At 46.9% G+C, this 1,064-nt stretch carries 2 protein-coding genes; one reads left to right on the plus strand and one right to left on the minus strand.

What is annotated here, in order from left to right; genetic code table 11:
* Window positions 1-383 precede the first annotated feature (383 nt).
* Complete coding sequence (locus ALO64_RS25310; RefSeq protein ID WP_044345804.1) at window positions 384-710, plus strand: hypothetical protein; 327 nt, start codon at window positions 384-386, stop codon at window positions 708-710.
* A gap of 52 nt (window positions 711-762) precedes the next feature.
* Here ALO64_RS25310 and ALO64_RS26005 read toward each other — a convergent pair.
* The coding region (locus tag ALO64_RS26005) for a hypothetical protein (RefSeq protein ID WP_217996280.1) at window positions 763-1,064 on the minus strand (302 nt) is incomplete at its 5' end.

Genomic DNA, 1,064 nt, shown 5'->3' on the forward strand with positions numbered 1-1,064 from the left:
GAACGGGTCATCGCCCTCAACAGCGGTGGATGTAGCATTCCGATTAAAGCACGTAGCAAAACACGATGCAGCAACAGTGCGACTTTACGTTTGGTCGTTATCGCTGATAAGCGATGTCATAGGTACCCTTGAGCCTCAAATTTCATGCTTTTTTGATGCAGATCAATAAAGACTCTCTGGGCCTATTGCTGATGGAACCAAATCGCTGGCTACGCTAACCAAGGCCTGTGTTACGGAAAAATTGCGAAAAAGAGACGACTTGTAGATGGTGGGATTACAGAAGACCGTAATTCAGTTACAGCGCTTTGTGATCCTCAATGGAATGCAATGAAATGATTTGACCCTAGCGGGCCAGTAAGACTTTTTATTCAAGGAGAAGTTCAATGGTAGGAATTAATAATTGGAGCAGCAATCTGGATGCCTACAGGATACTCCAAGAAGCGCAAAGTTTGACTGAGGAGCCTCCTCACTTCGATACGGCTTTTCCCATTGAACCTGAAAGCCTGAAAGCATTGCGCCACCGGAGCATCACAACCCTCGCTACGTTATTGGACAAGAGGAACACCGTGTCAGACGTCTTGCTGCAAACAGGAATAAGGGCCGCCCCTCAGCACGTGCGTTCGGAAACGCCAGAAATAACAGTACGCGAAACTGAAACAAACAGGCTTATGCTTAAACGCTTCTGGATCTTCGGTGCGGAATTTGAATAGAAATCACCTTCCTCTCAGCGTCAACTACTCAGTTTTCAAACTCTATCAGCAATCACGGAAGAAGCACATGACCAATTTTTTTTACCTCGTAAACCCCAATGATATTCGGATTGATCGGAAGTCGAGTCCCCGTACTGCTACAGTGCGAGGTGCGGGTGGCGAACCGGTACTGACAGTTCCCGCCAGCCTGCCTGACCAAGAAATAATGAATTTGGTAGACACGTTCAACCTTGTTTATGCGCAGGGATTTGAACTTACCAAACGGCAAGAAGGATAAGACGGCAAAGGTTCGTGTGTAGGAATTCAAAATCCTACACATCGAGATTGAGACGGCGGCTAGGGATTCTCCGATCA

Origin of the sequence: Pseudomonas meliae (assembly GCF_001400515.1) — a bacterium.
GTDB classification, from domain to species: domain Bacteria; phylum Pseudomonadota; class Gammaproteobacteria; order Pseudomonadales; family Pseudomonadaceae; genus Aquipseudomonas; species Aquipseudomonas amygdali.

Bases quoted from the DNA above. Each gene is read 5' to 3' on its own strand.
- ALO64_RS25310 (WP_044345804.1), top strand. From the start codon at position 384: ATGGTAGGAATTAATAATTGGAGCAGCAATCTGGATGCCTACAGGATA.